This is a genomic window from Micromonospora sp. NPDC049801, from assembly GCF_040656575.1.
In the GTDB taxonomy this organism is placed as follows: Bacteria; Actinomycetota; Actinomycetes; order Mycobacteriales; family Micromonosporaceae; genus Micromonospora.
The window spans coordinates 181858-202123 of record NZ_JBFAMS010000007.1 but is presented as its reverse complement, the minus strand read 5'-3'; the positions used below and the strand labels follow the sequence as shown (position 1 = coordinate 202123).

18 protein-coding genes are annotated in these 20266 nt (G+C 70.2%); 8 read left to right on the top strand and 10 right to left on the bottom strand.

Annotation, left to right across the window (positions count from 1 at the left end):
- Window positions 1–83: 83 nt before the first annotated feature.
- From AB0I89_RS15475 to AB0I89_RS15455, 5 genes are all read right to left on the bottom strand, one after another.
- The gene (locus tag AB0I89_RS15475) at window positions 84–1118 is read right to left on the bottom strand and encodes a dipeptide ABC transporter ATP-binding protein (protein ID WP_357126227.1); all 1035 of its coding nucleotides are present in this window, start codon (window positions 1116–1118) and stop codon (window positions 84–86) included.
- Complete coding sequence (locus AB0I89_RS15470) at window positions 1102–2130, bottom strand: ABC transporter ATP-binding protein (RefSeq protein ID WP_357126224.1); 1029 nt, start codon at window positions 2128–2130, stop codon at window positions 1102–1104. The genes AB0I89_RS15475 and AB0I89_RS15470 overlap by 17 nt, the downstream gene beginning before the upstream one ends.
- 7 nt (window positions 2131–2137) lie before the next feature.
- On the bottom strand, window positions 2138–3094 hold the full coding sequence (locus tag AB0I89_RS15465; protein WP_357126221.1) for an ABC transporter permease: 957 nt from the start codon (window positions 3092–3094) through the stop codon (window positions 2138–2140).
- Window positions 3095–3112: 18 nt separating this feature from the next.
- Complete coding sequence (locus AB0I89_RS15460) at window positions 3113–4051, bottom strand: ABC transporter permease (protein ID WP_355050654.1); 939 nt, start codon at window positions 4049–4051, stop codon at window positions 3113–3115.
- Window positions 4052–4248: 197 nt separating this feature from the next.
- Entirely contained in the window at window positions 4249–5850 is a 1602-nt protein-coding gene (locus tag AB0I89_RS15455; protein WP_357126218.1) for an ABC transporter substrate-binding protein, read from the bottom strand.
- Window positions 5851–6037: 187 nt separating this feature from the next.
- Here AB0I89_RS15455 and AB0I89_RS15450 point away from each other — a divergent pair, with 187 nt between their 5' ends.
- From AB0I89_RS15450 to AB0I89_RS15440, 3 genes are all read left to right on the top strand, one after another.
- Window positions 6038–6202: a hypothetical protein gene (locus AB0I89_RS15450; protein ID WP_357126215.1), complete on the top strand. Its 165-nt coding sequence runs from the start codon at window positions 6038–6040 to the stop codon at window positions 6200–6202.
- Between the two features lie 95 nt (window positions 6203–6297).
- Window positions 6298–7158: a bifunctional methylenetetrahydrofolate dehydrogenase/methenyltetrahydrofolate cyclohydrolase gene (locus tag AB0I89_RS15445; RefSeq protein ID WP_357126212.1), complete on the top strand. Its 861-nt coding sequence runs from the start codon at window positions 6298–6300 to the stop codon at window positions 7156–7158.
- A gap of 152 nt (window positions 7159–7310) precedes the next feature.
- Window positions 7311–8261 (top strand): malate dehydrogenase, encoded by a 951-nt coding sequence (locus tag AB0I89_RS15440; RefSeq protein WP_357126210.1) that lies wholly within the window; start codon window positions 7311–7313, stop codon window positions 8259–8261.
- A 613-nt stretch (window positions 8262–8874) separates the two neighbouring features.
- Here AB0I89_RS15440 and AB0I89_RS15435 read toward each other — a convergent pair.
- A complete protein-coding gene (locus AB0I89_RS15435) occupies window positions 8875–9675 on the bottom strand; it encodes an MBL fold metallo-hydrolase (protein WP_357126207.1) in 801 nt (266 codons plus the stop codon).
- Window positions 9676–9813: 138 nt separating this feature from the next.
- On the opposite strand from AB0I89_RS15435, the gene AB0I89_RS15430 reads away from it, so the two are divergent.
- Window positions 9814–11031, top strand: a complete 1218-nt coding sequence (locus AB0I89_RS15430; RefSeq protein WP_357126204.1) for an NADP-dependent isocitrate dehydrogenase — start codon at window positions 9814–9816, stop codon at window positions 11029–11031.
- 339 nt (window positions 11032–11370) lie between these two features.
- Here AB0I89_RS15430 and galT read toward each other — a convergent pair whose 3' ends face one another.
- From galT to AB0I89_RS15410, 4 genes are all read right to left on the bottom strand, one after another.
- On the bottom strand, window positions 11371–12447 hold the full coding sequence (galT, locus tag AB0I89_RS15425) for a galactose-1-phosphate uridylyltransferase (protein WP_357126201.1): 1077 nt from the start codon (window positions 12445–12447) through the stop codon (window positions 11371–11373).
- A complete protein-coding gene (locus AB0I89_RS15420) occupies window positions 12444–13268 on the bottom strand; it encodes a DeoR/GlpR family DNA-binding transcription regulator (protein ID WP_357126574.1) in 825 nt (274 codons plus the stop codon). The genes galT and AB0I89_RS15420 overlap by 4 nt, the downstream gene beginning before the upstream one ends.
- Window positions 13269–13380: 112 nt before the next feature.
- Window positions 13381–14910 (bottom strand): adenylyl-sulfate kinase, encoded by a 1530-nt coding sequence (gene cysC / locus AB0I89_RS15415; protein WP_357126197.1) that lies wholly within the window; start codon window positions 14908–14910, stop codon window positions 13381–13383.
- Between the two features lie 87 nt (window positions 14911–14997).
- On the bottom strand, window positions 14998–16512 hold the full coding sequence (locus tag AB0I89_RS15410) for a glycosyltransferase (RefSeq protein ID WP_357126194.1): 1515 nt from the start codon (window positions 16510–16512) through the stop codon (window positions 14998–15000).
- Window positions 16513–16762: 250 nt separating this feature from the next.
- Here AB0I89_RS15410 and AB0I89_RS15405 point away from each other — a divergent pair, with 250 nt between their 5' ends.
- From AB0I89_RS15405 to AB0I89_RS15390, 4 genes are read left to right on the top strand one after another with little or no spacing between them, the layout of a single operon-like run.
- Window positions 16763–17677 (top strand): ABC transporter ATP-binding protein, encoded by a 915-nt coding sequence (locus AB0I89_RS15405; RefSeq protein WP_357126191.1) that lies wholly within the window; start codon window positions 16763–16765, stop codon window positions 17675–17677.
- Window positions 17670–18572: an ABC transporter permease gene (locus tag AB0I89_RS15400; protein WP_357126188.1), complete on the top strand. Its 903-nt coding sequence runs from the start codon at window positions 17670–17672 to the stop codon at window positions 18570–18572. The genes AB0I89_RS15405 and AB0I89_RS15400 overlap by 8 nt, the downstream gene beginning before the upstream one ends.
- Window positions 18572–19486 carry an ABC transporter ATP-binding protein gene (locus AB0I89_RS15395; RefSeq protein ID WP_357126185.1) on the top strand — a complete coding sequence of 305 codons (915 nt, stop codon included), beginning with the start codon at window positions 18572–18574 and terminating at the stop codon, window positions 19484–19486. The genes AB0I89_RS15400 and AB0I89_RS15395 overlap by 1 nt, the downstream gene beginning before the upstream one ends.
- A gap of 4 nt (window positions 19487–19490) precedes the next feature.
- Complete coding sequence (locus AB0I89_RS15390) at window positions 19491–20201, top strand: ABC transporter permease subunit (RefSeq protein WP_357126182.1); 711 nt, start codon at window positions 19491–19493, stop codon at window positions 20199–20201.
- The last annotated feature ends 65 nt before the right edge of the window (window positions 20202–20266 follow it).

Sequence of the window (20266 nt, the reverse complement as noted above, 5' to 3'; positions counted from 1 at the left end):
CGGAGGGTTCGCCCACCGCAACTTCATGATCGACGAGGGCGGGCGGAAGGGCGGGGGCGGGCGGGGGTGGGGGTGGGGGCGGGTCAGGCTGTGGTGGGGGAGCGGAGTTCGGCGAAGTGGCAGGCGGACGGGTGGGGGTCTGCCGCTCTCGGGACGGTCTGCGGGTCCTCGATCGCGCAGATCTCCTGGGCCTTCCAGCAGCGGGTCCGGAAGTGGCAGCCGCTCGGCGGGTCGGCCGGGCTCGGCACGTCGCCGACCAGCCGGATCATGCTGCGCTGGTCGCGTACCTCCGGGTCCGGCACCGGCACGGCCGAGAGCAGGGCCTGGGTGTACGGGTGGGTCGGCCGCTCGTAGATCTCGTCCTCGGTGCCGATCTCGACGATCCGCCCGAGGTACATGACGGCGACCCGGTCGGCGATGTGCCGCACCACGGACAGGTCGTGGGCGATGAAGATGTACGAGAGCCCGAACTCGTCCTGGAGCTGCTCCAGCAGGTTGATCACCTGGGCCTGGATGGAGACGTCCAGCGCCGAGACGGGCTCGTCGCAGACGATCACCTCGGGCCGCAGCGCGAGCGCCCGGGCGATGCCGATGCGCTGCCGCTGACCGCCGGAGAACTGGTGCGGGTACCGGTTGATGTGCTCCGGGTTCAGCCCCACCAGGTCGAGCAGCTCCTGGACCCGCTTGGCCTTGCTGCCCTTGGGCGCGGCGTCCGGGTGGATCTCGAACGGCTCGCCGATGATGTCGCCGACCGTCATCCGCGGGTTCAACGACGTGTACGGGTCCTGCATGACCATCTGCATGTTCCGGCGTAGCCGGCGCAGTTCGGACCCGGAGGCCTTGAACAGGTCCCTGCCCTCCAGGGTGGCGCTTCCGGAGGTGGGCGTCTCCAGCCGCATGAGCAGTCGGGCGAGGGTGGACTTGCCGCACCCGGACTCGCCGACCACGCCCAGCGTCTCGCCCCGGCGCAGCTCGAAGCTCACGCCGTCGACGGCCTTGACCGCGCCGATCTGCCGTTGGAACAGCACACCCTGACTGATCGGGAAGTGCTTCACCAGGTTGTCGACGGAGAGGATCGTCTCGCCCCGGACCTTGGCGGAGCTAGCGGGCGCTGTCATCACGGACCTCCTGCGCGAAGTGGCAAGCGCTGGTTCGGCCGTCGCCGAGGACCAGGTCGTGCGGCACCACGTCCACGCAGACCTGCTGCGCGTACGGGCACCGGGGGTGGAAGGGGCATCCGGAGGGGATGCGCATCAGGTTCGGGGGCAACCCCTTGATCGTCGCCAGTTCCTGGCCGCGGACGTCCAGGCGGGGGATCGATTCCAACAACCCCTTGGTGTACGGGTGGGCCGGCGCCTTGTAGAGCGAGCGGACGTCGGCGTGCTCGACGATCCGGCCCGCGTACATGACCGCGATCCGGTCCGCGACGCCGGCGACCACGCCCAGGTCGTGGGTGATCAGGATCATCGCCATGTTGAGGTCCCGGCGCAGGTCGGCGAGCAGGTCCATGATCTGGGCCTGCACGGTGACGTCGAGCGCGGTGGTCGGCTCGTCGGCGATGAGCACCTTCGGGTCCAGCGCCAACGCCATCGCGATCATGACGCGCTGCCGCATGCCGCCGGAGAACTGGTGCGGGTAGTCACCGACCCGCTTGGCGGCCCCGGGGATCTTGACCAGGTCCATCAGCTCGATCGCGCGACGGCGGGCGTCACCCCGGGACATCCCGGCGCGCTGGCGCAACGTCTCACCGATCTGCCAGCCGACGGGGAACACCGGGTTGAGGGCGGACAGCGCGTCCTGGAAGATCATCGCGATCTCTTTGCCGCGTACCTGCCGACGCTGCTCCTCGGAGCGGGTGAGCAGGTCCTGACCCTGGTAGAGGATCTGGCCGGAGCGGACGAACGCGGGCGGCGAGTCCAGGATGCCCATGATCGCTTGAGCGGTGACCGACTTGCCGGAGCCGGACTCACCGAGCACGGCGAGGGTCTCCCCGGCGTCCAGGTGGTACGACACGCCGTTGATCACCCGGGCCACACCCTCGTTGGTGCGGAACTCGACGTGCAGGTCCCGCAGCTCCAGCAGGTGACCGCCCTCGGGCGTGGCGGAGGCGGGCGTGGGTTCGACGGTCATGAGTGAATCACCGCAGCTTCGGGTCGAAGGCGTCACGGATCGCGTCGCCGAGCATGATGAACGCCAGGACGGTGAGCGCGAGGAAGGCCGACGGAACGAGGAGCGGGGTGGCCGCCTCGCGCATGTGGATCCGGCCGGTGTCGATGTCCTGGCCCCACGAGATGGTCGGCGCCTTGAGGCCGATGCCGAGGAAGGACAGCGTCGCCTCGGCGGCGATGAACGAGCCGAGCGCGATCGTCAGCACCACGATGGCCGGAGCCAGCGAGTTCGGCAGGATGTGCCGCCACATGATCCGGCTGTTGCCGGCGCCGAGCATCCGGGCCGCCGCGACGTAGTCCTGTTCCTTGGCGGTGATCACCGAGGAACGGACCACGCGGGCGGCGGTGGTCCATCCGAGGAGCGCCAGCACGAAGACGACAGCGCCGATCCGGGCCCACTGGCTGTCGCTGGACACCCGCTTGAGCAGCACGATCGCGGCCAGCAGCAGCGGGATACCGAGCACCACGTCGATCACCCGGGAGAGCACCGCGTCGACCCAGCGGCCGAAGTAACCGGCGAGCATGCCGACCACGAGCGCGATGATCCCGGTGCCGAGGGTGGCGAGCGCACCGACCAGCAGCGAGGCCCGGGTGCCGTAGACCGCCCGGGAGTACGTGTCGCAGCCCTGGAAGTCGTACCCGAAGATAGCTCCGCCGGACGGCCCGGCGTGCTGTCGGGAGAGCAGGCAGTCGTTCGGATTGTTCGTGGTGAACACCCCGGGGAGCAGTGCCATCAGGGTGAAGATGGTGACCAGTGCCAGCGAGATCCAGAAGATCGGGTTGCGGCGCAGGTCCCGCCAGGCGTCTCCGGCCAGGCTGCGGGACTTCTGCGGAACGCCCACCTGGTTGGGTGCGCCCGGTTCGCCCGAAGGGCCCCGCCGCGCGGCCTGGTTCTCGCTGGCCGCGACAGTCTCAAAGTCACTCATGCCGGCACCTCGCTGCGCTCACTCATAGCGGATCCTCGGGTCGAGTACGGCGTACAGGACGTCCACCACCAGGTTCGAGACCAGGTAGACCACGACCAGCACGCTGACGATGCCCACCACCAGGGGGCCGTCCTCGGTGCGGATGCCGCGGAAGAGGTTGAAGCCGACGCCGGGGATGTTGAAGACGCCCTCGGTGATGATCGCGCCGCTCATCAGGTTGCCCAGTTCCACACCGAGGAAGGTGACCACCGGGATCAGTGAGTTGCGCAGCACGTGGACGACGACGATGCGCCGCTTGACCAGGCCCTTGGACCGAGCGGTCCGGACGTAGTCCGCGCGCAGGTTCTCCGCCACCGAGGCCCGGGTGAGTCGCAGGGCGGTGGCCAGCGAGAGCGAGCCGAGCACGATGCCCGGCAGCAGCAGCGCGTAGAAGGTCGGGTCGGAGCCGGCGGTGGGCGGGAAGAGCTGCCACTTGACGCCCAGCAGATACTGCGCCAGGGGCGCCAGCACGATCGTCGGGATGCCGAGCACCAGGAGGGTCAGCACGAGCGTCGAGTTGTCGAAGATGCTGGCCCGGCGGATGCCGGCGAGCACCCCGGCGGTGACGCCGAAGATGATCGCCACGGCGAGTGCGATGAGCGCGAGCCGCACGGTGACCGGCCAGGCCGACTGGAGGATGTCACCGATGTTCCGACCGGTGAGTGACTCGCCCAGGTTGCCCTGGAGCAGGTTCTTGACGTAGTCGAAGTAGCGGTAGAAGAACCCGCCGACGCCGGTGGCGTCGAGGTGGTACTTCTCGGTCAGGTAGGCCCGTTGCGCTGGCGTCACCGGCCGTTCGCCGGCGAGCGCCTGGATCGGGTCGCCCTGCCCGGCGAATGTCAGCGCGTAGACGATCAGGGTGGTCCCGAAGAAGGCGAGGACCATCTGCAGTAGGCGCCGCAGGATGTAGCGGAACATGCTTAGCAGTCTCTCCGGAAATGTGCGAAAGGGTCGCAGGACGGCATCTCTGGTCGTACCCGAAATATCCGGAACGTGCCGTCCGGCCCGGGGGAGCCGGCGCCACCGACGCCGGGTCCGCTGCTGCGGCCCGGCCCCGGTGGTGCAGACCGGGCCACCCGGGCTTCGTCGCCCGGGTGGCCCGCACCCTGCTCAGCTCAGTTGGCTGCTTCGATCTTGACGAGGTTGACCCGCTGGAACAGGTCCATCTGCACGTTCTTGACCTTGGACGAGTAGCCGAACACGTTCTGGCCGAAGCGCAGCGGGATCACCGGCATGTCCTTGGCCAGGATGTCCTCCGCCTGCTGGTACTTGGCGATCGCCTCGTCCTGCGTCTTGGCGGCGGCACCCTCCTTGACCAGCCTGTCGAAATCCTTGTTGCTGTAGCCGTAGTAGTTCGACGAGCCGTTCGTGCTGTACAGCGGGCCGAGGTAGTCCTCCATGGTCGGGTAGTCCATGACCCAACCCATCCGGAAGGCACCCACCGGCGTCTTCTTCTCGACCTTGGTCAGCAGGTCGGCGAACTTCGGCTCGGCCACGCCGACCGCGTCCACACCCAGGTTGGCCTTGAGCTGGTTGACCGTGGCGTCGACCCAGTCCTTGTGACCGCCGTCGCCGTTGTACGAGATGACGATCTTCGCGGGACCGCCGGCGGCCTGGTAGAGCTTCTTGGCCTCGGTCGGGTTGAACTCGCCCGCCGTGCCGGTGGTGTTCTCGCGGTAGCCCGGCAGGACCGGCGAGACGAAGGAGCGCGCCGACGTCTGCGAGCCCTTGAAGACCGACTTGGTGATCTCGTCACGGTCGATCGCCATCGAGATGGCCTTGCGGACGTCCGGGTTGCTGTAGTCCTTGTCGAACGTCGGGAACGCCAGGAACTGGAACGACGACATCGGGCTGGTCTGGTACCGGTCGCCCAGGTCGGTCGGCGCGGTGCTCAGGCTCTCGGTCGGGATCGTCGGCAGCACGTCCAGGTTGTCCGCCAGGACGTCCGCGTACGCCGCGGTGAGCTGCTGGTAGATCCGGAACTCCACGTTCTTGACCTTGGGCTTCTCGCCCGGGAACGCGTCGTACCGCTCGACCTCGATCTTGCTGTCGTGCTGCCAGGTGCCCTTCATCTTGAAGGGGCCCTGCCCGATCGGAGCCTGCTCGTAGGAGTCCTTGAGCACGCCCGGCGCCGAGAACGCGGCGTCCGGCATCGGGAAGAACGCGTTGTAGCCCAGCGTCGTGCGGAAGTCGATGTACGGGTCGGAGAGCGTCACGGTGAAGGTGAGGTCGTCGACCTTCTTCAGGCCGGACATCTCCTTGGCCTTCGGCTCCTTGCCCTGCAGGTCGGCGTAACCAGCGATCTTCTCGAAGAAGGGGTTGGTGTCCTGGCCGTTGGGGGCGTACGCGCCGTAGTTCCACGCGTTGATGTAGTTCTGGGACGTGACCTTCTCACCGTTGTGGAAGGTGTAGCCGTCCTTGAGCTTGATCGTCCAGACCTTGTTGTCGGACGAGGTGATCGACTGGGCAGCCACCTCGTACGGCTTGTTCTGGGCGTCATAGTCGACGAGCGGGCTGAACAGGCCGGCGATGACCTGAGAGCCGGACGTCTCCGTGGTGTTGGTGGGAACCAGGTGCTTCGGCTCGCCGATCTGGATGCTGACGGCCGAACTGCCGTTGCCACCGGATCCGCCGTCTCCGCCGCTGCCGCAGGCCGCGAGGCCCAGCGTCACCGCGAGCGGGAGGGCGGTCCAGGCAGCGAGTCTACGAACTCGCATTGAGCCTCCTCATCTCCTCACGCTGCGCAGTCATGCCCGACGCTGGGTTTACGCTGCGCAACAGGCGGTAACGGTAGGTCGGCTTACCGCCTGTCGACAACGGCTGGGTCGCGGGCGGGTAACGGTTCCAGTCGCACCTGCTTGCGTGCGGACCTAGCGCGTGCTACCCCAGACCGGACAGGCGGCCATGAACTGGGAATTCGCCGGTGAAGCGGAGATCTTCCGTGCTCTGGTGAAACGAATTCGGCGCTCCGTGGCGAGTCGTCCGGTGTCGCCCACGCGCACCGCCGCCGCCCGTTTCGACGGTGACCAGTTCCACAGGCAGTCACTGATAGTGATGAACGGCACGTGACTCTTCGTTACCGATGGGTGTGTGATCGGGGCCTCGGCGGTCGGCCGGAGCGAGGTCCCGGGAACGGCAGGTGCCGGACATGAGACGATCTGGTCGTGACGGCGACGGTTCTGGACGGCAAGGCGACCGCAGCGGAGATCAAGGACGAGCTGCGGACACGGGTGAAGGCGCTCGCGGAGCGCGGCATCATCCCCGGGCTGGGCACGGTCCTGGTCGGGGCCGACCCGGGAAGCCAGGCGTACGTCAACGGCAAGCACCGCGACTGCGCCGAGGTGGGCATCGCCTCGATCCGCCGGGAGCTGCCGGCCGACGCCACCCAGCAGCAGGTCGACGACGTAATCGCCGAGCTGAACGCCGACCCGGCGTGCCACGGCTACATCGTCCAGCTGCCGCTGCCCGCCCACCTGGACACCCAGCGGGTGCTGGAGCTGATCGACCCGGACAAGGACGCCGACGGCCTGCACCCGGTCAACCTGGGTCGCCTGGTCCTCGGCTACGACGGTCCGCTGCCCTGCACCCCGCGTGGCATCGTCGAGCTGCTCCGCCGCCACGACGTGGCGCTACGGGGCGCCACCGTGGCCGTGGTCGGCCGGGGCAACACCGTCGGCCGCCCGCTTGGCCTGCTGCTCACCCGTCGTAGCGAGAACGCCACCGTGACCCTCTGCCACACCGGCACCCTCGACCTCGCCTCGCACACCCGCGCCGCCGACATCGTCATCGTCGCGGCCGGCGTACCCGGACTGCTGACCGCCGACATGATCAACCCCGGCGCGGTGGTCGTGGACGTCGGCATCACGCGGGTGATCGGCCCGGACGGCAAGGGCCGCTACACCGGGGATGTCGACCCGGAGGTGGCCGAGACGGCCGGCGCGCTCGTCCCGATGCCCGGCGGTGTCGGCCCGATGACCCGCGCCATGTTGCTGACCAACGTGGTGGAGCGCGCCGAACGCGGCTGAGGTGTAAGGAAGGGCACCTTATTAGCGCCTGGTGCATGTAAAGGGGCCCTTCCTAACCCGACAAGGCGGTAACCCTCCGCCCCTGGCCCGATCGGTGCCAGGATGGCTGATACGGTCCGGAAAACCGACTGGTATCAGGGAGTGGGACGACCATGGGTAAGAAGGTCACTGTCGTCGGGGCTGGTTTCTACGGCTCCACCACCGCACAGCGCCTGGCCGAGTACGACGTCTTCGACACCGTAGTGATCACCGACATCGTGGAGGGCAAGCCCGCGGGCCTCGCGCTCGACCTCAACCAGTCGCGGGCCATCGAGGGCTTCGAGACCAAGGTCGTCGGCGTGACCACCGGCCCGAACGGTGAGGGCTACGAGGCCATCGAGGGCTCCGACGTCGTCGTCATCACCGCCGGTCTGCCCCGCAAGCCGGGCATGAGCCGGATGGACCTCCTGGAGACCAACGCCAAGATCGTCCGCCAGGTCGCCGAGAACGTCGCCAAGTACGCCCCGAGCGCCGTTGTCATCGTCGTCTCCAACCCGCTGGACGAGATGACCGCCCTGGCGCAGATCGCCACCCAGTTCCCCAAGAACCGGGTCCTCGGCCAGGCCGGCATGCTCGACACCGCGCGGTTCAGCAACTTCGTCGCCGAGGCGTTGAACGTGCCCGTGGCGTCCGTACGCACCCTCACCCTTGGCTCGCACGGCGACACCATGGTGCCGGTGCCGTCGCAGAGCACCGTCAACGGCAAGCCGCTGCGCGACGCGATGCCGGCCGAGCAGATCGAGGAGCTGGTCGTCAAGACCCGCAACGGTGGGGCCGAGGTCGTCGCGCTGCTCAAGACGGGTTCGGCGTACTACGCCCCGTCCGCCGCCGCGGCCCGCATGGCGAAGGCCGTGGCCGAGGACTCCGGCGACGTCATGCCGGTCTGCGCCTGGGTCGACGGCGAGTACGGCATCTCCGGCGTCTACCTGGGCGTCGAGGCCGAGATCGGCGCCGAGGGTGTCCGTCGGGTCGTCGAGACCGACCTGGACGCCGACGAGCGCGCGAGCCTCCTCGAGGCGGCCGAGGCCGTCCGCGCGAAGCAGGGCGACATCTCCAGCATGTGATCCACCAGCAGCACGACGAAGGGCGCGCCGGCCAAGCCGGCGCGCCCCGCCGCCCCACCCCCCCCCCCCCCCCCCCCCCCCCCCCCCCCCCCCCCCCCCCCCCCCCCCCCCCGTACGNNNNGGGGCTTTCGTCCGTTTGCGTGGCTATATATCCTGATTGTTACCCTCTGCATGAACTTCTCGGGGGTGCGGGTCCTGCGGGGCGCGCCCTTCTCGCACTCCCTCCCACCCCCGCGCCACCCCCACCCGGCCGCCCGCGCCACATCCCGGCCTGCGCCCACCTAACCCGGTGATCAAGAGGTTCGCGTCACCAAAACCCCGATTCCTGACGCAAACCTCTTGATCACGGGGGTGCCGCCGGGTCCGTACCTCGATCCACGCGTCGATCATGGAGTTATTGCCCGGACACGCCGAGTGGGAAGGCAATAATTTCGTGATCGACGGGGGCGGGCCGGGCAGTCGCTGGGCGGGTAGGAGGGCGGGCCGGGCAGGCGGAGAGCGGGCCGGGGAGTCGCCGGCCGGGTAGGCGGAGATCGGGCCGGAGGGCCGGGTGGGCCGGGCAGGCGGGGGCGGGGCGGGCGGGGTCGGGGTGCGGGGGGCTGGCTGGGCGGGGTTAGGGGTGGGGGGTGAAGGGGGTGGTTAGGTGGGGGGTGGCCAGCAGGGTGGGGTTTGCCGTGGTCAGGGTGGTTTCCCGGGAACGGCGGGCTTCGTCGGGGTCTTCCTCGTGGGCGTACGCCAGGGTGGGGTCGACCAGTTGCACCGTGTGGACCAGGAGGTCGCCGGTGATCAGCAGGCGCTCGTCGGCCACCGTCACGAGCACCGACTGGTGGCCGGGGGTGTGTCCGGGGGTGGACAGCAGTCGTACCCCCGGGGTGAGGTCTGTCTCGCCGTCGACCACCCGGAGCTGGCCGGCGGCGCGCAACGGCGCGATCAGGCCGGCCGGCAGGCCCGGGTTGAGCGTCCGGGCCGCGTCCACCTCGGCGCGCTGCAGCAGGTAGCTCGCGTTCGGGAAGTACGGCCGGCCGGGTGTGCCGGTGACCGCCCAGCCGATGTGGTCGCTGTGCAGGTGGGTCAGTACGACCGTGTCGACGTCGGTGGGGTCGATGCCGGCGGCGGCCAGTTCGGCGGGTAGCCGGCCGGGCACCGGCGCCCAGCTCGCGGCGGGCGCGTCGGTCGGGCCGATTCCGGCGTCGACCAGGGTCACCGGTCCGTCGCCGGAGCGGATCGCGAAGCTGCGGAACGGCAGCCACCACTGCCCGTCTGCGGTGACCGAACCAGGGTCGCGGCGGTCGGCCTCCGCCCAGTGTGCGGCCGTGGCGTGCGGAAATACCTCGTCGCGGGGCTGGAAGAACGCGCCCTCTCCGTCGGTGAGCGCGGTGATCGTGATAGACCCGAGAGTGCGGCTCAGTGGCATCGCGCGATCGTGTCAGGGAACTGCTGTGCCGTGCAGCCCCGGTTTCACCGGTCGGCCGAGGCCGGCTGGGGGCTGCCGGCCCAATTGCAGTACGCTCGTACTGCTTGAGCACGTGTCCCCCGAGAGGAGCGCCGGCCGATGGCGAAGATCAAGGTAAACAACCCGGTCGTGGAGCTCGACGGCGACGAGATGACCCGGATCATCTGGAAGCAGATCCGCGAGCAGCTGATCCTGCCCTACCTCGACGTCGACCTGCACTACTACGACCTGTCGATCCAGTACCGCGACGAGACCGACGACCAGGTCACCATTGACGCCGCCAACGCCATCAAGGAGCACGGCGTCGGCGTCAAGTGCGCCACCATCACCCCGGACGAGGCCCGGGTCGAGGAGTTCGGCCTGAAGAAGATGTGGCGGTCGCCCAACGGCACCATCCGCAACATCCTCGGCGGCGTCGTCTTCCGTGAGCCGATCATCATGTCCAACGTGCCGCGGCTGGTCCCCGGCTGGACCAAGCCGATCATCATCGGCCGGCACGCCCACGGTGACCAGTACAAGGCCACCGACTTCGTCGTCCCCGGCCCGGGCACGGTGACCATCACCTACACGCCGGCCGACGGCGGCACGCCGATGGAGATGGAGGTCGCCAACTTCCCCGGCGGCGGCATCGCCATGGGCATGTACAACTACGACGAGTCGATCCGGGACTTCGCCCGCGCCTCGTTCCGGTACGGCCTGGACCGCAACTACCCGGTCTACATGTCGACCAAGAACACCATCCTCAAGGCGTACGACGGCCGGTTCAAGGACATCTTCGCCGAGGTGTTCGAGTCCGAGTTCAAGGCGGAGTTCGACGCCGCCGGACTGACCTACGAGCACCGGCTCATCGACGACATGGTCGCCGCCGCGCTCAAGTGGGAGGGCGGGTACGTCTGGGCCTGCAAGAACTACGACGGTGACGTGCAGTCCGACACTGTCGCGCAGGGCTTCGGCTCGCTGGGTCTGATGACCTCGGTGCTGCTCTCCCCGGACGGCCGTACCGTCGAGGCCGAGGCCGCGCACGGCACGGTCACCCGGCACTACCGGCAGTACCAGAAGGGCGAGAAGACCTCGACCAACCCGATCGCGTCGATCTACGCCTGGACCCGGGGCCTGGCCCACCGGGGCAAGCTGGACGGCACCCCGGCGGTCACCGAGTTCGCCAACACCCTGGAGCAGGTCATCGTCGACACCGTCGAAGGCGGCCAGATGACCAAGGACCTCTCGCTGCTCATCTCGCGCGACGCCCCGTGGCTGACCACCGACGAGTTCATGAACGCGCTCGACGAGAACCTGGCCCGCCGGCTCTCCGCCTGATTCGACAGCACCAGCACCGGAGCCCGTCGGCACCCGCCGGCGGGCTCCGCTGTGTCCGGCGGGTGACACGCGTGCGGCGTCACCCCGGCCCGGCACGTCTCGTTGACCAGGGTGGACGAGATGCCAGTCGCGTCCAGAAGGTTGACCGAGGTCGACCGCGGTCTGCGTGCCGATCTGCCAGCCTTCCCGGCTGTGTCGCGCACAGCCAGCCGTCCCTTCCCTGCGGGGGGCCCTGTCCCGGGCCCCCCGCGCCCTGTTCTCCAGCAGGCGGCCGGCGCGCTGGCAGGTGTTAGGAAGGGCCCCCTCCTATACACGAGGCGTTAATAAGGTGCCCTTCCTTCAGGCGGCGCGTAGTAGTTCGGCGGCGCGTTCGGGGGAGATGTCGTTGATGAAGACGCCCATCCCCGACTCGGAACCGGCCAGGTACTTCAGCTTGTCCTTGGCCCGCCGGATGCTGAACAGCTGAAGGTGCAGGTGGCCCAGTTCGCGGTCGATGCGCACCGGCGCCTGGTGCCACGCCGCGATGTAGGGCATCGGCATGGCGAACAGCCCGTCGAAGCGGCGCAGCAGATCCAGGTAGAGCGGCCCGAAGGCGTCCCGCTCGCCGTCGTCGAGGGCCGGGATGTCCGGCACCACGCGCCGTGGTGCGACGTGCACCTCGAACGGCCAGCGGGCCGCCGCCGGCACGAACGCCGTCCAGTGCTCGTTCTCGGTGACGACGCGGTCGCCGGCCGCGCGTTCGGCGGCCAGCACGTCCGCGTACAGGTTGCCTCCGCCGGTGCGCTCGGCGTGCCGGCGGGCCGCGGCCAGCAACGCCCGGGTGCGCGGCGTCACGAAGGGGTACGCGTAGATCTGCCCGTGCGGGTGGTGCAGCGTGACGCCGATCTCGACACCCCGGTTCTCGAAGCAGAAGATCTGCTCCACCCCGGGCAGTTCGCCGAGCACCTCGGTCCGGTCGGCGAGCGCGTCCAGCACGGTGCGGACGCGGCGCGGCGGGAGGCTGGCGAAGGAGGCGTTGTGGTCGGAGGTGAAGCAGACCACCTCACACCGCCCCTGGCCCGGTCGGACCGGTGTGAACGGGGTGATCTCGCCGGGCTCGTCGGCGACCCGGCCGCTCAACGAGGGGAACCGGTTCTCGAAGACCACGACGTCGTAGTTCGGTGCGGGGATCTCGGTCAGCCGGTCGCCCTCGGACGGGTCGAGCGGGCACTCGTTCGCGGGCGGCAGGAACGTACGGGTCTGCCGGTGCACGGCCACCGCCACCCACTCGTCGGTCAGCGGGTCGTAGCGCAGTTGCGACGCGGGTGGCGGCGGCGGCAGGTCACGGCGGTCCGGCTGGTCGCGGACGGCGTCGTCGTTCTCGTCGAAGTAGATCAGTTCCCGGCCGTCGGCCAGGTTGATCGCGGTGCGCTTCACGGCGCCGTCCCCTCACTCGTCGGCGTGCGCGTCGCGCGGCCCGCCCTCGTCGCCTTAACCATGATCAGTTGGCCCACCTGTTCGCCGAGTACCCGTCGCGCGGTCGGAGGCAACGCCTCGTCGCTGACCAGTACGTGGGCTGCCGCCAGCTCGACGATCGAGGAGATGCCGACCGTGCCCCACTTCGTGTGGTCGGCGAGCACCACCAGCTGGTCCGCCGCGGCGACCAGCGCCCGGTCGATCTCGGCTTCCATCAGGTTCGGGGTGGTGAAGCCGGCCCGCTCGGTGATGCCGTGGACGCCGAGGAAGAGCAGATCGAGGTGCAGCCGGCGGACGGCCCCGACCGCGAGCGGTCCGACCAGCGCGTCCGACGGCGTCCGGACGCCGCCGGTGAGCACCACCGTCTGGTCGGACCGACCGCCGGCGTGCAGGATCTCGGCTACCGGCAGTGAGTTGGTCACCACGGTCAGGCCGGGAACCTCCACCAGCCGGCGGGCCAGTTCGGCGGTGGTGGTGCCGGCGGAGAGGGCGACCGCCGCGCCGGGCCGGACCAGCGCCGCGGCCCGGTCCGCGATGGCGGCCTTCTCCGGTAGTTGCCGGACGGACTTGGCGTGGAAGCCCGGCTCGTCGGTCGAGCTGGTGCCGGCCGCGGTCGCTCCGCCGTGCACCTTGGCCAGCAGGCCGCGCTCGTGCAGCGCCTCCAGATCGCGCCGGATGGTCATGTCGGAGACGCCGAACTCGGTCGCCAGGTCGCTCACCCGGACACCGCCGGTGGCACGGACCCGATCGAGGATGGCCGACTGCCGCTGCCGTGCGAGCATCCGCCGTGCCTCCCAGGGTCCACGTACTCTCACGCGGTCGAACGTGTTCCAACAAAGATGAACACTAGCGCGTGCCCGGAACCGGCGGAAGGAAAGGGGGCGGGGCGAACGGTCAGGCTGACTGGATCTTCAACTCCACCCAGCCGGTCTCGGTCAGGTGATCCAGTACGGCCTGCACCGCCTCCGCGATGCTCACGCGGGAGGTGTCCAGCACCAGGTCCGCGTCCGTCGGCTCCTCGTACGGGTCGTCGATGCCGGTCATCCCGGTCAGCAGACCGGCGCGGGCCCGCGCGTACAGGCCCTTGCGGTCCCGTTGCTCGCACACCTCGAGCGGTGTCGCGACGTGCACCAGCACGAATCCCGCCCCGGCGGCCAGGGCCATCTCCCGTGCCGTCGCACGGGCCGCCGCGTACGGAGCGATCGGGCAACAGATACCCATGCCGTGGTGCCGGGCGATCTCGGCCGCCACCCACCCGATCCGACGGACGTTGAGATCCCGGTCGGTCTTGCTGAAGCTCAACCCGGCGGAGAGTTCGCGGCGTACCACGTCGCCGTCGAGGAGGGTCACCGACCGGTCGCCGTTCTCCCGCAACGCGTCCGCCAGCCCCCGGGCGACGGTGGACTTGCCGGAGCCGGAGAGGCCGGTCAGGAACACCACGAGCCCCCGGTGCCGGCGCGGCGGCCGAGCCCGGGCCAACTCCTTCGCCACCGCCGGAGGGGTGTGCCACTCGGGCAGGGGGAAGCCGCGGTCGAGCAGGTCCTCGATCTCCTCCTGGGTGAGCGCGAGACGCCGGTTACGTGGCGGAATGTCCTCCCGCCAGCGCCACTGCCCGTCCCGGTTGTCGTACGCCAGTTCGCGCGGCACCAACACCCGCAGGCCCGCCCCGGAGAGCATCTCCCCGGTGGAGAGCAGGTGGGTGACCCCGTACGCGGCGGAGACACGGGCCCGCAGCAGCGCGTCGCTGATCTCGTCGCGGCGGTGCGACAGCGGCACGGCAACCAGGGTGGCCGGGGGCATCCGGTCGCGGGCGGCGAAGATCGTACGCACCAGCGCCTCCGGTGCGAGCCCACCGACACCGCCCTCGCCGACCGGGATCATCACCAGCAGGTGGGCGGCCAGGGTACGGGCAGCGTGCGCGATCTGGGCCAGCTGTGGCCGGTGCAGCGGACGGTCGGCGATGACTCCGAGCACCCGGCCCGGGGGAAGTAGCGCCCGAACCTCCTCGGGGCTGCGCCGCAACCGCTGGAACGGGCCCTGGGCGCCGTCGCCGAGCCGCCGGAGCGGGCCACCCAGGCCCGCGACGCCGTCGCGCACCGGCCAGACGTCCGTCACCTGAAGGGCGGCGGCCGGCGCGCCCTCGGCGTCGGTCAGCACCAGCGCCCGGCGGGCCTCATCGCGCGGATCGAAGCCCTGTGCCAGCGCGGCCGGCACCTGCAGGGTCACCGGCACCTGCCACGGTGTGCCGTCGGCCAGCCGGCCGCGTCGACTCACCGACACCAGGTCGGCACGGGTCATGAAGCCGGTCAGGGGGGCGTACGCGCCGGTCAGCAGCAGCTCCAGATCCGCGAGCTCACCGGGACGCGGCGTGTACGCCGGCGCGTCCCGGAGCACCTCGTCGGGCAGCACCCAGCCGTTGCTCATCCACACCCCCCACTCGCTGACGGCACACAGTTTCGCAGCCGACCGCCGATCGGTCGAGGCCGCCACTCCACGACCTGAGCGGTCGGGTCAGCGACGGACCCGGCGCCCCACCGCCGACCGCAGCCAGTTCCAAGCCTTCCGCTCGTCCCGGATCCTCGGCGTCGCGCCGTCGGCCGGGCAGATGAAGAGCAGCGGCAGCCGCGCGTCCTCGGTCCATCCGGCGTTGGTGATCCGTGCCTTGAGGAGCCAGCTACCCCGCGTACGACCGCCGTTGAGGGCTCGGAAGTCGATCGTGGTGGTGGCGCGGTGCACCAGATGGACGGTGTCGGCGCCGCCGGGCGTGGCGACCCGCTCGACCTGGAACTTCACCGGCAGGAAGATCTCGTCACCGGTCTCCCGGCGGCGGGCGACCACGTCCAGTCGAGCCTTGCGGACCTGCGCGGTGGAGTCGAGCACGTCGGAGGGGATCTCGTCCACCGGGAGCACCAGCACGTCGCGTTCGCCGTCGGCGCGGAAGCCGATCGGCTGATCCGCGCTGCGCAGCTCGGCGGCCACGCCCACGGTGACGGCGTGCTCGTCCGGCTCCAGGGCGTCGATCCTGGCTTTCCCGGCGATGCCCGACTCCCACTTGGCCAGCCGCCGCAGGTCCGCGACCCGCCCCCGCTCGACCAGGTACGCCACGGCTCGTTGCAGCGGCGGCAGGCCAGCCGCGACCCCGGGGGCGAACCGCTCCTGGATGATCTTCTGGGCCTCGGCGGCGACCTGCTCCACCCAGTCCTCGGGAGCGTCCAGGAGCCGCTTGCCGCGCAGCCGGTTGAGCATTTCGTTGCGCAGCCACCGCCGGTGCAACCGGTCGCGCAGCGGCCCCGGCTCGGTGTGGGCGGTGACGACGTCGAGCGCGTCGCGCACGCTCGCGAAGTAGCTCGCCGGCTCCAGCCGGGCCGCGGTGACGTTCTTGGCATCGGGCCGCTGGGTGTGGTGGTAGCAGGTGTAGTCGGACAGCACGCAGGTGCGGCGGGACGCGAAGTAGGCGCGTACGACGAGCGAATGGTCCTCGAGCCGCCGCTTACCGCCCTCCGGGAACCGCAGCTTGTGCTCGTCGAGGAAGGCGCGGCGGAACAGCTTGTGGCAGGTCAGGCTGTCGATCAGCGGCGCGTTCTCCAGGGTGGCGTCGAAGCGGTTCTTGCGGAACAGCTCCCGGGGCACACCGCGCCCGTGCCCGGCCATCTTCCCGATCACCAGGTCCGCGTCGTACTTCTTCGCGCAGTCGTAGAGCCGTTCCAGCGCCTGGTCGGCGAACCAGTCGTCGTCGTCGGCGAAGAACACGTACTCGCCTCGGGCCCGCTCGATCCCGATGTTGCGCGGGCGCGACGGCCAGCCGGAGTTCTCAATGTGCACCACCTGGATGTGCGGGTGCTTGGCGGCCAGCCGGTCCAGCCGCGCGCCCGTGCCATCGGTGGACCCGTCGTCGACGAAGATCGCCTCGAACTCGTCGGCTGGTAGCGACTGGCTCAGCAGCGAGGCCACCAGCTTCTCGATGTGCGGGCCGCAGTTGTACGCGGGCACCACGACACTGACCTTGGGGACGCCAACCTCGACCATCACGATCCTTCCCGCGTCGGCGGTCGAATATCCCCCGGAACACTGCCCGGTGAACGGGAAGTGAATCGTGCCACCCCGGAGCGGACTTTCCGGCGGCGGGGTCTGGGTGAGCGCGGGACCGGCGCAAACGTTCGCCTCGGCCCGACCGCCCGCACGAAACAGACCCTAGGGGTACGGCGCCGCGAGGATCAGGGGAGCGCCGGGGGCGCGCCGGTGTCGACCTGGGGCATCGACTCCCTACGCTGGCCTGGTGACACTGATCGCGACCCAGTCGCTCACCAAGACGTACGGAGGTCGGGTCACCGCGCTCACCGACCTCACCGTCGCCGTCGAGCCCGGGATCATCGGCCTGGTGGGGGCGAACGGCGCCGGCAAATCCACCTTGATCAAGATTCTGCTCGGCCTGATCGCTCCGACGAGCGGGCAGGTCTCGGTGCTCGGCATCGACCCGACCACCGAACCGGCGGCGGTCCGCGCCCGCGTCGGCTACATGCCCGAGCACGACTGCCTCCCACCCGACCTGTCCGCCGCCGAGTTGGTCACCCACCTCGGGCGGATCAGTGGCCTGCCGCGCACGGTGGCCCGCGAGCGCGCCTCCGAGGCGTTGCGTCACGTCGGGCTCTACGAGGAGCGCTACCGGCCGGTGGGCGGCTACTCCACCGGCATGAAGCAGCGGGTCAAACTGGCCCAGGCGCTGGTGCACGACCCCGACCTGCTGTTGCTGGACGAGCCGACCAACGGTCTGGACCCGGCCGGGCGGGACGCCATGCTGGCGTTGGTGCACCGGATCGGCACCGAGTTCGGCATCTCCGTGCTGGTGTGCTCGCACCTGCTGGGCGAGGTGGAGCGGATCTGCGACACGCTGATCGCCATCGACGGTGGCCGGCTGCTGCGCGCCGACCACATCTCCGCCATGACCTCGGCCACCGACGTGCTGGCCGTCGAGGTCAGCGAGGGCACCGAGGAGCTGGCCGCCCGACTCACCGCGCTCGACCTGCCGGTGGCGCGCGACGGCCGGCTGCTGCTCGTACCGCTCGCCGACGACAGCACCTACGACCTGATCCTCGGCGCGGTCGCCGAACTGGACCTGCCGCTGCACCGGCTGGACCAGCGCCGGCACCGGGTGGCCGAACTCTTCGCCACGAGGGAGCTCACCCATGCCTGAGCCGTCATCCGCCGTCCGGTCCGCGCCGGCCGGTGTCATCCACGACATCGGCTACCAGCGCTACGAAGGCCCCCGCCTGGGCCGCCGGCACGTCTTCGGCGCGCTCTACCTGCACGGGCTGCGCACCATCTTCGGGCTCGGTCGCAGCGCCAAGGCCAAGATCTTTCCGTGGTTGGTGATCGGCATCGTCACCCTGGTCGCGGTGGCCCTGGCCGCCGTGCGCAGCCAACTCGGTGAACCGGTCGCCACGTACGCCCAGTTCGCCGACGCGATGAGCTGGCTGGTCCTGTTCTTCGTCGCGGTGGCCGCCCCGGAGCTGGTCTCGCGCGACCTGCGCAGTGGTGTGCTGCCGCTCTACTTCTCCCGCCCACTGCCGCGCGCCGACTACGCGATCGCCAAGCTGCTGGCGCTCGTCACCGGCCTCTGGCTGCTGCTCGGTGGACCGCAACTGATCATGTTCCTGGGTGCCGCGTTCACCACCAAGGACGGCCTGAAGGGCGTCTGGAACGAGCTGCTCGACCTGCTCCCCGGTCTGCTCTACGCCGGGCTGTGGGCGGTGGTCTTCGCCTCGGTGGGGCTGCTCGTCGCGTCGCTGACCGGCAAGCGCGCGTTCGCCGCCGGTGGGGTGGTCGCCGTCTTCCTGATGACCACCCCGATCGTGGGCGTGCTGAGCATCCTGCCGTCGAACACGGCCAACGAACTGGCCGGCATGGCCTCGCCCTCCACCCTCGTGCAGGGGGTCGGCATCTGGTCGCTGGGTGACCTGCTGGTCGAGGGCGATCCGGGCGAGATGATGATCGGCCGATTCGGCCCGGTCTACGCCCTGGTGGCGGTGCTGCTGGTCGCCGGGGCGACCACCCTCCTGCTGGCCCGCTACCGGAAGGTCGCCTCCTGATGAGCAGCACCCTGAGCCTGACCGGGGTGTCCCGGTGGTACGGCAACGTGGTGGCCGTCAACGACATCAGCATGATCCTCGGCCCCGGGGTGACCGGTCTGCTCGGCCCGAACGGCGCCGGCAAGACCACGCTGCTGCACATGATGGCCGGATTCCTCGCCCCGTCGCGCGGCACGGTGACCCTCGACGACGAGCCGACCTGGCGGAATCCCGCCGTCTACCGCCGGCTGGGCCTGGTCAGCGAGCGGGAGGCGGTGCAGAGCTTCCTCACCGCGTACGAGTTCGTGCTCGCCAGCGCCAAGCTGCACCGACTGGCCGACCCGGCGGCGGCCGCCCGACGCGCCATCGACCTGGTGGAGTTGGAGTCGGCGCAGGACCGCCGGATCGGCACGTACTCCAAGGGCATGCGACAGCGCGCGCGGGTGGCCGCGGCGCTGGTGCACGACCCGCAGGTGCTGCTGCTCGACGAGCCGTTCAACGGGATGGACCCGCGTCAGCGGCTGCACATGATGGATCTGCTGCACTCCCTCGGCGACTCCGGCCGGACGATCCTGTTCAGCTCGCACATCCTGGAAGAGGTCGAACAGGTCTCCGGCACGGTGCAGGTGATGGTGGCGGGCCGGCTGGCCGCCTCCGGCGACTTCCGGACCATCCGCCGGCTCATGACCAACCGGCCGCACGTCTTCGCGGTGCGCTCCACCGACGACCGGGCGCTGGCCGTCGCACTGATCGCCGAGCCGTCGGTGAGCGGCGTCGAGCTGGACCGCGCCGGCCTGACCGTGCGCGCCGGCGACTACGGCGCCTTCACCCGGGCGCTGCCCCGGATCGCCCTGCGCCAGGGCATCCGGGTGCGTCAGTTGGTGCCGTCGGACGAGTCCCTGGAGAGCGTCTTCTCCTACCTGGTGGAGGCCTGAGAACATGTCCACGATTACCTGGATCACCGCGCGTGGGCTGTTCGGCCGGCGGCGGTTCCTCCTGCTGCTGCCCCTGCCGCTGGTGCTGCTCGGCCTGGCCGTCCTCTGCCGGTCCCTGGGCGTGGACCCGGGCGAGTGGGGCCCGCCGGTGCTGGTCGGCCTCGGCCTGGCGGTGGTGCTGCCGGTGGTGGCCCTGATCATCGGCACGGGCGTGCTGGGCGCCGAGATCGACGACGGCACGGTCGTGCACATCCTCACCAAGCCGCTGCCGCGCTGGCAGATCGTGCTGCCGAAGCTCGCGGTCGCCACCGGGGTCACCGCGGCCACCGTCGCGGTGCCGCTCTACGTCGCGGGCGTGCTTGCCGATTCGGTACGCCTCGGACTGGCGCTCGCCGCCGCGTCCGCGTTCGGCGCGCTCGCGTACTCGGCGCTGTTCCTCGCGCTCAGCCTCATCACCCGGCGTCCGGTGCTGCTCGGCCTCGTCTACGTGCTGATCTGGGAGGGGCTGCTGGGCAACTTCGTCAGCGGCACGAAGGTGCTCTCCATCCAGCAGTACGTGATCGCGCTCGCCGACCGGCTCGCCCCCAGCGGGCTGCTGGAGACCAGCGTGTCGGTGCCGGTGGCCGGCGTGATGACCGCGCTGGTGAGCGTCGGCTTCACCGTGCTGGCGATCGACCGCCTGCGCTCGTTCAGCGTGGCCGGCGAGACGAGCTGAGGCGTGCGGAGTCCGGCCAGCCCTCCGGCGACGGGTAGGGCTGGCCGGATGGACCGGGCGGGCCC

Bases quoted from the DNA above. Each gene is read 5' to 3' on its own strand.
- AB0I89_RS15475 (WP_357126227.1), bottom strand. From the start codon at position 1,118: ATGACAGCGCCCGCTAGCTCCGCCAAGGTCCGGGGCGAGACGATCCTC.
- AB0I89_RS15470 (WP_357126224.1), bottom strand. From the start codon at position 2,130: ATGACCGTCGAACCCACGCCCGCCTCCGCCACGCCCGAGGGCGGTCAC.
- AB0I89_RS15465 (WP_357126221.1), bottom strand. From the start codon at position 3,094: ATGAGTGACTTTGAGACTGTCGCGGCCAGCGAGAACCAGGCCGCGCGG.
- AB0I89_RS15460 (WP_355050654.1), bottom strand. From the start codon at position 4,051: ATGTTCCGCTACATCCTGCGGCGCCTACTGCAGATGGTCCTCGCCTTC.
- AB0I89_RS15455 (WP_357126218.1), bottom strand. From the start codon at position 5,850: ATGCGAGTTCGTAGACTCGCTGCCTGGACCGCCCTCCCGCTCGCGGTG.
- AB0I89_RS15450 (WP_357126215.1), top strand. From the start codon at position 6,038: ATGAACTGGGAATTCGCCGGTGAAGCGGAGATCTTCCGTGCTCTGGTG.
- AB0I89_RS15440 (WP_357126210.1), top strand. From the start codon at position 7,311: ATGGGTAAGAAGGTCACTGTCGTCGGGGCTGGTTTCTACGGCTCCACC.
- AB0I89_RS15435 (WP_357126207.1), bottom strand. From the start codon at position 9,675: ATGCCACTGAGCCGCACTCTCGGGTCTATCACGATCACCGCGCTCACC.
- AB0I89_RS15430 (WP_357126204.1), top strand. From the start codon at position 9,814: ATGGCGAAGATCAAGGTAAACAACCCGGTCGTGGAGCTCGACGGCGAC.
- AB0I89_RS15420 (WP_357126574.1), bottom strand. From the start codon at position 13,268: ATGCTCGCACGGCAGCGGCAGTCGGCCATCCTCGATCGGGTCCGTGCC.
- cysC (WP_357126197.1), bottom strand. From the start codon at position 14,910: ATGAGCAACGGCTGGGTGCTGCCCGACGAGGTGCTCCGGGACGCGCCG.
- AB0I89_RS15410 (WP_357126194.1), bottom strand. From the start codon at position 16,512: ATGGTCGAGGTTGGCGTCCCCAAGGTCAGTGTCGTGGTGCCCGCGTAC.
- AB0I89_RS15400 (WP_357126188.1), top strand. From the start codon at position 17,670: ATGCCTGAGCCGTCATCCGCCGTCCGGTCCGCGCCGGCCGGTGTCATC.
- AB0I89_RS15395 (WP_357126185.1), top strand. From the start codon at position 18,572: ATGAGCAGCACCCTGAGCCTGACCGGGGTGTCCCGGTGGTACGGCAAC.
- AB0I89_RS15390 (WP_357126182.1), top strand. From the start codon at position 19,491: ATGTCCACGATTACCTGGATCACCGCGCGTGGGCTGTTCGGCCGGCGG.